The 8,184-nt window shown below is 70.6% G+C and carries 7 protein-coding genes and 1 pseudogene; 6 read left to right on the forward strand and 2 right to left on the reverse strand.

Features of this window, described 5'->3' with window-relative positions; genetic code table 11:
• Positions 1 to 3: 3 nt before the first annotated feature.
• The 5 genes and pseudogenes from OOT46_RS17975 to OOT46_RS17995 all read left to right on the forward strand — a co-directional run bounded on the left by OOT46_RS17975 (position 4) and on the right by OOT46_RS17995 (position 5,491).
• Positions 4 to 942, forward strand: a complete 939-nt coding sequence (locus OOT46_RS17975) for an SAM-dependent methyltransferase (protein WP_265405002.1) — start codon at positions 4 to 6, stop codon at positions 940 to 942.
• Positions 939 to 2,467, forward strand: a pseudogene (locus OOT46_RS17980) (type I polyketide synthase); the annotation flags it as partial. The gene OOT46_RS17975 and the pseudogene OOT46_RS17980, both read left to right, overlap by 4 nt.
• Before the next feature lie 366 nt (positions 2,468 to 2,833).
• On the forward strand, positions 2,834 to 4,411 hold the full coding sequence (locus OOT46_RS17985) for a thioesterase domain-containing protein (RefSeq protein ID WP_416136218.1): 1,578 nt from the start codon (positions 2,834 to 2,836) through the stop codon (positions 4,409 to 4,411).
• Between the two features lie 39 nt (positions 4,412 to 4,450).
• Entirely contained in the window at positions 4,451 to 4,912 is a 462-nt protein-coding gene (locus OOT46_RS17990; RefSeq protein WP_265405003.1) for a hotdog domain-containing protein, read from the forward strand.
• Between the two features lie 105 nt (positions 4,913 to 5,017).
• Positions 5,018 to 5,491 (forward strand): PaaI family thioesterase, encoded by a 474-nt coding sequence (locus OOT46_RS17995; RefSeq protein WP_265405004.1) that lies wholly within the window; start codon positions 5,018 to 5,020, stop codon positions 5,489 to 5,491.
• A gap of 28 nt (positions 5,492 to 5,519) precedes the next feature.
• Here OOT46_RS17995 and OOT46_RS18000 read toward each other — a convergent pair whose 3' ends face one another.
• The gene (locus tag OOT46_RS18000; protein ID WP_265405005.1) at positions 5,520 to 6,209 is read right to left on the reverse strand and encodes a hypothetical protein; all 690 of its coding nucleotides are present in this window, start codon (positions 6,207 to 6,209) and stop codon (positions 5,520 to 5,522) included.
• A 106-nt stretch (positions 6,210 to 6,315) separates the two neighbouring features.
• Positions 6,316 to 7,578: a cardiolipin synthase gene (gene cls, locus OOT46_RS18005; RefSeq protein WP_265405006.1), complete on the reverse strand. Its 1,263-nt coding sequence runs from the start codon at positions 7,576 to 7,578 to the stop codon at positions 6,316 to 6,318.
• A 213-nt stretch (positions 7,579 to 7,791) separates the two neighbouring features.
• On the opposite strand from cls, the gene OOT46_RS18010 reads away from it, so the two are divergent.
• Positions 7,792 to 8,040 carry a hypothetical protein gene (locus tag OOT46_RS18010; protein ID WP_265405007.1) on the forward strand — a complete coding sequence of 83 codons (249 nt, stop codon included), beginning with the start codon at positions 7,792 to 7,794 and terminating at the stop codon, positions 8,038 to 8,040.
• Positions 8,041 to 8,184 lie beyond the last annotated feature (144 nt).

Genomic DNA, 8,184 nt, shown 5'->3' on the forward strand with positions numbered 1-8,184 from the left:
GCCATGCAGGCCGCGCAAGACGCTGTGCCAGCGGCGGCAGGCCCGGAGCCGGACCCCGCCGACCCGAGTGACGCCGGCCGGGGCGCCTCGGCCGAGGCGATCCGCCACCACTACGACGTCGGCAACGCCTTCTACCGCCTCTGGCTGGACCCGACCGGCAGTTATTCCTGCGCGCTGTGGGAGACCGGCGAGGACGCGCTGGAGCAGGCCCAGGTGCGCAAGCTGGAGCATCACATCCGCGAGTCCGGCGCCCCGGGTGCCGCGCGGGTGCTGGACATCGGCTGCGGCTGGGGCGGGCTGTTGCAGCGCCTGGTGCAGCAGCACGGTGTGGGATGTGCCGTCGGGCTGACGCTGAGCGAGGCGCAGGCCGCCTTCGTCACCGCGCAGCACCTGCCCGGCGTCGAGGTGCGTCTCGAGAACTGGCTGGACCACCGGCCCGAGGCGCCTTACGGGGCGATCGTCTCGATCGGCGCCTTCGAGCACTTCGCTCGCCACGGTCTGAGCCGACAGCAGAAGGTCGAGACCTACCGACGCTTTTTCAGGCACTGCCACGATTGGCTGGAGCCGGGCGGCGGGATGTCGCTGCAGAGCATCGTCTATGGCTGGGCCGGTAGCAAGGAGTTCTGCAGCTTCTTCGACGAAGAGATTTTTCCCGAGTCCGACCTCCCGAGGCTGGGCGAGATCTTCGATAGCCTCGACGGCCTGTTCGAGGTGGTCCGCTTGCGCAACGACCGCGAGCACTACGAGCGCACCTTGAGCCAGTGGCGGCAGCGCCTGCGGGCGCGGCGTGCCGAGGCGGTCGCGCTGGTGGGGGAGGCGACGGTGGTCCGCTACGAGAAGTACTTCCAGCTCTGCATGATCGGCTTTCATGTCGGCTCGATGGGCCTGGCCCGGCTGAGCCTGCGCCGGCTGGAGCCCCAGCCGCGGCCGGGGCGGGCATGAAGCAGGAGCCGGTCGCGCTGGTCGGCATGGCCTGCCGTTTTCCCGGGGCGCCCGACCTCGACGCCTACTGGCGCCTGCTCGTCGAAGGCCGCGAGGCGATCCGCGAGGTGCCACCCGAGCGCTGGGATGTGGATGCCTTCTACGACCCCTCGCCCGCGGCACCGGGCAAGACCAGCACGCGCTGGGGCGGTTTCCTGGAGCACGTCGATGCCTTCGATGCGGCCTTCTTCGGGCTGTCGCCGCTGGAGGCCGAGCGCATGGACCCGCAGCAGCGCCTGGTGCTGGAGGTGGTCTGGGAGGCGCTGGAGCACGCTGCCATCGTGCCGGCCTCGCTGGCCGGCAGCGAGACCGGCGTTTTCATCGGCATCAGCCACAGCGACTACGAGCGGCTGGTCTACCACGACGTGGCGGGCGTCGGCGCCCACAGCGGGACCAGCGTCTACCACTGCATCGCGGCGAACCGGCTGTCCTACACGCTGGACCTGCGCGGCCCCAGCATGGCGGTGGACACGGCCTGTTCCTCCTCGCTGGTGGCCTTGCACCTCGCGCTGCAGAGCCTGCGCTCGCACGAATGTGACCTGGCGGTGGTGGGCGGGGTCAACCTGATCCTGCTGCCGGAGGAGACCATCGGCCTGTCCAAGTCCGGCATCATGGCCGCCGACGGGCGCTGCAAGTCCTTCGATGCACGCGGCGACGGCTATGTGCGCGGCGAAGGCTGCGGCGTGGTGGTGCTCAAGCGCCTGGACGACGCCGAGCGCGACGGCGACCGTATCCTGGCTGCGATCCGCGGCTCGGCGGTCAACCAGGACGGCCGCAGCAACGGCTTGATCTCGCCCAGCGGCCCGGCCCAGCAGGCCTTGCTGCGACGTGCGCTGCAGGCCGCGGGCACCCGCCCGGGGAGCTGGGTTGCATCGAGGCCCAGGGCACCGGCACGGCGCTCGGCGACACGATCGAGTTGCGGGCGCTGCGCGAGGTGCTGGCCGAGGGCCGCGGCCCGGAGCAGCCGTGCTGGGTCGGCTCGGTCAAGACGAATATCGGGCATCTGGAGGCGGCTTCGGGCATGGCCAGCCTCATCAAGGTGGTGCTGTCCTTCGAGCACGGCTGGATCCCGGCGCACCTCCACCTGCGCGGCTCCGGGCAACCGGAGGCGCTGCGGGGCTCGCCGCTGGCGGTGCCTCGCTCCGGAGCGAGTTGGCCGGGCGCGCCCGGCGCGCCGCGGGTGGCGGGTATCACGGCGCTCGGTTTCGGCGGCACCAACTGCCATGTGGTGGTGGAGAGCCCGCCGCCACGGGCCGCCGTGGCGCCCCGCTCGCATCCGGCCGAGCGCCCGGTGCATGTGCTGACGCTCGCGGCTCGCGACGAAACCGCGCTGCGTGAACTGGCCGTGAGCTATCGGCAGTGGCTGGCTGCGCGCCCCGAAGCGCTGGCAGATGCGGCCTGGACCGCCAACACGGGTCGTTCGCCCTTTGAATGGCGGCTGGCGGTGGCGGGTCGCTCCAGCGTGGAGGTGGACGAGCAGCTGGCGGCATTTCTGAGTCGGTGTCCCGGCCCGCAGCCGGCTTGGGGGCGCCGCCCCAAGCGTGTGTCGGCGAAGCCGGCCCTGGTGCTGCACGGCTGCGATGCGCTGGAGACCCTGTGCGAGGCCTGGCCCCTGCGCGCCCATCCTGGCTTCGAGCGTGCTTATGCGGAGTGCGACGAGGCGCTGCGGCGGGCTCGCGGGCGGGGCCTGTGGCGGCCGCAGCAGCAGGGGCCGGTCGCGAGCATCGAGCACCATCTCGGCGCCTTCGCGCTGCAGCATGCGCTACTGGCGCTGTGCCGCGCGCACGGGGTGGTGCCGCGGCTGCTGCTGGTCGGAGGTGTAGGCCGCTGGGTGGCGGCCTGTGCTGCGGGCATGCTGACACTGGACGACGCGCTCGACCGGTTGCTGGGCAGGTCCGCCGCGACGGGCCGGGCGGCGTTGCGGTCGCCGCGGCTGTCGGTGCTGGAGGCGGCGACGGGTCGGGCCCTGCCGGCGGATCCGGCGCAGTGGCATGAAGACGCAGCGCAAGTCGGGCCGCAATCCATGGCGCGCCTGGTGGCTGCCGGCGAGCACGCGGTGATCGACCTGGCGACGCTGCGCCTGCTGCCGGTGGCGCCGGGAGAGGCGCAGGCGCCGGGCTGGCCCGCCTGGGCCGCTCTGCTTGCCCGCTTGTTCGTGCTGGGGCACCCGGTCGACTGGACGGCCTTCGATGCAGCCTGGCCGCGGCAGCGCTTGAGCCTGCCCGGCTACCCGTTCCAACGGCGCCGCTGCTGGTACGACCCGCGCCGCTCCACGGCGGCGGCCCTGGCGCGAAGCGACGCCCCCGACCTGAAGGGCGAACTCGCTGCACTGCCGCCACCGCAGCGTGCCGACTGGCTGAGACCTTACCTCGCCGACCGACTGGCCGGCATCTGCGGCGAGGCGGCGTCGCAGCTGCGTCCCGATGCTCCGCTGGCGGAAAGCGGGTTGTTGTCCTCGCTGAGCGCGGTGGAACTGGAGCACCGCGTCTGGACCGAGCTGGGCCTGCGGCTCACGCCCGCGGACCTGCAGGCCGGAGCGACGCTGGAGACCCTGGCACAGCGTCTGGCGGCCGGGTCCGTCGCTGGGGACCCCGGGGCCGACGCGTCGCCCCTGGTATCGCTGCGCCGCGGGACCCGCGACGGCGCCTGGTTCTGGGTCCATCCGATCGGCGGCTCGCTGTATGGCTACCAGGCGCTCGTCGCCGCCTTGGACGAAGGCCGCCCGGTCTACGGCCTGCAGGCTCAGGGGCTGCAGGCCGGGCAGGAGGCCCAGGACGACATCGCGGCGATGGCTGTGGCCTATCTGCCGCCGCTGCTCTCCGTGCAAGCGCAGGGCCCCTACCGTCTGGGTGGCTGGTCGCTGGGTGCCTTCGTCGCTTGGGAGCTCGCGGCACGGCTGAGGGCGCGGGGGGCGGCGGTGGAGGCGCTGGTTCTGGTGGATCCGCTGCAGCTTCTGGACGCGGCGACCGACGATGCCGCGCTGCTGAAGCTGCTCGCGTGCGAGGCGGGCATCGGCGATGAAGGCCTGCTGCTCGACCTGCAAGAGGCCGGTGACACGGCGCGCGCCATGGCCTGTTTCCTGCGCGCCGCACGCGGTACGCCGACGCTACCCGCAGGCTGGGGCTTGGAGCCGCTGCGCCGGCTGCTGGCGCTCTACCGCCGGCATGCCGCGGCCTTGCGGGCCTATCGGCCGCTGGCCTACGACGGCCCGGTGCTGATGCTGCGGCCGCAGGGCGGCCGCCCGGTCCCCGACACCCGGCCTTACGACTGGCGCGAGGTACGTGCATCGGGCACCATCGAGGTGACCCAAGTGCCGGGTGACCATTTCAGCCTCTTGCGCAAGGAGCAGCTTCAGTGCTGGCCCGAGGCGCTGTGGCAAAGGCTGGGGGTGCCGGCGCGAGGCGTCATGGTGCTCGACCCCGTGGAGTGAAGGGGCGGCACATGTCTCACCTCTTGCGGAGCGCCAGCCATGAGCCTTCCTTTGCAGCAGCGAGCCGACTATCGCCTGTCCTTGCCTCAGCGCGAGCGGGCCTTGCGGCTTTTCAACCAACGGTCGGAGCTGCTCTGGTTCGGCTTCCGCGGCCGCTTCGATGCCGACGGCGTGGCGGCGATCAGCCTGGAGCAGCTGCATGAGGGCGTGCGCGGCGGCGGCGGCACCGGCGCGGTCAACGGCGGCGTCATCGCGGCCGGCTTCGACGCCGTTTCGGTGCTCTCGGGGCTGGGGCAGTACGAGACCGACGTCGTCGTCACACTCGAGCTGTCGGTGCAGTTCCTCTCGCTGGCCCGCACTGAGTTCGCCCCGGAGTTCCGCGGTTGGGTCACACGGTCCTCGCGCACCTTGTCCTTCGTGCAAGGCACGCTGGAGGGCGGAGGGCGCGTCTTCGCGACCGCGAGCGCGATGGTCATGCCGGTGTTTGCGGCAGCGTCCTGAGCGCTTGAAGCAGCGGCCGGCTGGCGTTCCATGGTTTCACTTCAGGCGCAGGTCTTGAAGTTCAACAGGATGCAGCCGGGCGTGTTGCATCGAGCAGGAGCGGTGATGGCTGAACGTATCGGTCCGTTCTGGGACGTGGTGGCAGGCAGGATCCCGGCCCCTTCGGGCACCCGGCTGCTGGGTTGGCAGCTGCTCGAGGTGGACCCGGAGGCGGGGCGCATCCGCCTGCAGTTCGAGGCGAGCGACGATTTCCTCAACCTGGCGGGCATGGTGCAAGGCGGCTTCCTGTCGGCCATGCTGGACGAGGTGATGGGACAGGCGGCGCTGGCCACGCTGGGTCCGGGGCAGTTCGTCCCGACCTTGGAAGCGAAGGTCAGCTACATGCGCTCGACACGGCCGGGCCCAGTGCTGGCCGAGGCGCACGTGGTGCAGCGCAGCACCTCGATCTGCTACCTCGCGGGGGAGTTGCGGAACCCGCGTGGCGATCTGCTGGCGACCGCCACCGCGACCGCGATGATCGTGTCCGGCCGGCTGGCCGGCAACGGCGGCGCCCAGGGAGCCGGCGCGCCGGCGAACTGAACCCAACCGCGCGGCTCCGGCGCTGCGCTTATTCGTCGGGAGCGGCCAGGCCTTGCAGCCAGACGGTCCAGGCGCGTTCGAAGGCGCTGCCACTGGACGGGAAGACGCCTGGATCCACCGCCAGGCGGACCCAGGCGCGCGTGTCGTGGTGGCTGCCCGGCACCTCGGGGTGGGCCCGTACGCCGGCCAGCCAGGTGTGCACCTCGGCGTAGTGCTTTGGGTGGTGCTTCAAGGTCCAGGCCAGGCCGACGAGGTCGGCATAGCCTTCCTCGCGACGCGTGCGGCGCATGTCGCGCCATTGGCGGGCCGGCTCGCTGTCGTCTTCGACGTTCTCCATGAAGCCGTCGGGCAGGGTGTTCCAGGCTCCCCGCACATAACGCCAGCAATGGCCCAGTTCATGTGCCGTCATCGCCTCGATGACGCGGGTCTCCAGGTGCGGCGGTACGCCGGCCAGCAAGGTGTCTGCCTGAGCGTTGCCGCGCATCGCGAGCACCAGCTTGCAGCGGCCTCCGGCATAACCCATTGCGACCGGCGAGGCCCCCGGCTGGGGCTGGGCCTGGACTGCGACGTCCAGCGGCAGCCCCTGCTCGCGGGCCGCTTCCAGCACCGGCATCGCGGCGTCCAGCCAGCGCGTCTCGGCCTCGGTGAGACGCCCCTCGGCCGCGGCCAAGGCCGGGCAGGCGAGGCAAAGGGCGACAAGGAAGCGACGCAGGGGCATGCAGGCACTGTGACCCGAATGGCTCGTCTTCTAGGCGCGGAGGAAGGCGGGGAAAACCGGCCTGCTCGGTGTTTCAGCCCGGCGCACCGACGCCGCGCGGGGGAGCTCAGAGCTGACTGCGCAGCAGCGCCGCCAGGCGCTCCAGCAGCTTCTCGGGCCAGGGCCGATGCTGCCACTGGGCCAGGCTGAGGGGCCGGGCGCGCTGCCAGTCCTGCTCGAAAACATCGATCAGTTCGCGCGCGAGCCGCGTGTCGATCAGGTTGAGATTGGCCTCGTCGTTCAGGCGAAAGGAACGGTTGTCGAAGTTGGTCGAGCCGACCGAGACCAGCAGGCCGTCGACCACCAGCACCTTGCAGTGGAACATGGTGGGTTGGAACTCGGCGATCTCCACCCCGGCCGCGAGCAGTTCGCCCCAAAGGGCTCGGGAGGCGCGCCGCACCACCGGCGAGTCGATGTGCCGACCAGGGACCACGATGCGGACCTTGACGCCGCGCCGCGCGGCGTCGACCAGCGCCCGGACGGCCAGGCGGTCGGGCACGAAGTAGGAGTTGGCCAGGTGGAGGCTCTCCCGCGCCGCCGTCACCGCCATCAGGTACATCAGGTGCATGCTCTCGCTGCCGCCGGTGGGCGAACTGCTGAACATCTGCGCCGGGGTGTCGCCGCGGCGGTGAAGGGCGGGGAAGTAGGCGTCGCCGTGCAACACGCGACCGGTGGCCTTGATCCAGTTGTCGATGAAAACCGCCTGCATCTGCGCCACCACGGGGCCCGACACGCGGAAGTGCGTGTCGCGCCAATGCTCCGGGTCTTGCGCATTGCCGCGCCACTGGTCCGCGATGCCCACGCCACCAGTGAAGCCGAGCTCGCCGTCGATGACCAGCAGTTTGCGGTGGGTGCGGTTGTTCATGCGCGGCAGGTGGCTCCAATGCGGCTTGTGGTACCGCTCGACCTCAACGCCGCCGTCGCGCATCTGGTCGAGGAAACGCTGGGCCATCTTGATGCTGCCGCCCCAGTCGAGCAGCAGGTGCACCTTCACGCCGGCTTGTGCTCGTTCGATCAGCGCCTCGGCGAATTCGCGGCCGATCGAGCCCGACCAATAGATGAAGGTTTCGAAGGTGATGGTGCGGCGGGCCGAGCGGATCGCCGCGAGCATGGCCGGAAAAATCCGGTCGCCATTGAGCAGCGTCTCGACCTGATTGCCCTCGAGGATGGGCGGCCCCAGCAGGACGCCGAGGCCTCGGCGGAACTGAATGTCGTCGGTGTCGTATTGCCGGTCGAGTTGCTGCTCGATCTTCTTTTCGCTCGTGCCGAGGTTGGCGACGATGAGTACCACGACCAGCGTGGCGGCCACGCTCGCGAGGGCGATCCACATGTTGTGTGTTTTTGAGGGTGGGGACCCGGCGACGATAACAGGGGGCCGGGACGAAACAAGCGGCATAGCACCTTGTGTCCTGCCAGGTTTTGCCCTGGCTCGGGGTTCACACCCCGCAAGCCAGGGGGGCCGCTCCCCGCTCCTAGGGATGGCCGGGCGCACGGGCAGTGCCGAAGATGGATCCGACATGTCCAGCACATGAGGAGCCGAACCATGAACGTTCTGCAGTCCAAAGTGGAGGGGGCGCCCAGCCACGAGTTGCGCTTCCAGTCCCTGTTCCAGGCCGGGCGGGGCTACTCTTTTCCATGCGACGGGGCCGGACGGGTGGACCTCGATGCCCTGAGCGAGCGTGCCCGCGCCAACTACCTGTATGCGCGCGCCACGGTGGGGCGAGAGTTCGCAACGCCCGTCGTGCGGCCCAGCACTGATCGCGCCGAGTCAGCGCTTGAGCTGGCAGCCTGAACAGAGAGCTTGCGCGACCGAAAAGAAAGCTGCTATAGTCGCATTCTTCGCTGAACGCAGCGCTGCAAACCACCGGTGACGGGGGAGGGCGGCGGAGGATCCGAAGGGAATCTGAGGCGGGAGGTGAAGAAAGATAAGCGAGCT

It is taken from the genome of Aquabacterium sp. A7-Y (assembly GCF_026153205.1).
In the GTDB taxonomy this organism is placed as follows: domain Bacteria; phylum Pseudomonadota; class Gammaproteobacteria; order Burkholderiales; family Burkholderiaceae_C; genus Caldimonas.

What these genes read in the sequence shown, in the direction of transcription:
- OOT46_RS17975 (WP_265405002.1), top strand. Translation starts at nt 4, where the DNA reads ATGCAGGCCGCGCAAGACGCTGTGCCAGCGGCGGCAGGCCCGGAGCCG.
- OOT46_RS17985 (WP_416136218.1), top strand. Translation starts at nt 2,834, where the DNA reads ATGCTGACACTGGACGACGCGCTCGACCGGTTGCTGGGCAGGTCCGCC.
- OOT46_RS17990 (WP_265405003.1), top strand. Translation starts at nt 4,451, where the DNA reads ATGAGCCTTCCTTTGCAGCAGCGAGCCGACTATCGCCTGTCCTTGCCT.
- OOT46_RS17995 (WP_265405004.1), top strand. Translation starts at nt 5,018, where the DNA reads ATGGCTGAACGTATCGGTCCGTTCTGGGACGTGGTGGCAGGCAGGATC.
- OOT46_RS18000 (WP_265405005.1), bottom strand. Translation starts at nt 6,209, where the DNA reads ATGCCCCTGCGTCGCTTCCTTGTCGCCCTTTGCCTCGCCTGCCCGGCC.
- cls (WP_265405006.1), bottom strand. Translation starts at nt 7,578, where the DNA reads ATGTGGATCGCCCTCGCGAGCGTGGCCGCCACGCTGGTCGTGGTACTC.
- OOT46_RS18010 (WP_265405007.1), top strand. Translation starts at nt 7,792, where the DNA reads ATGAACGTTCTGCAGTCCAAAGTGGAGGGGGCGCCCAGCCACGAGTTG.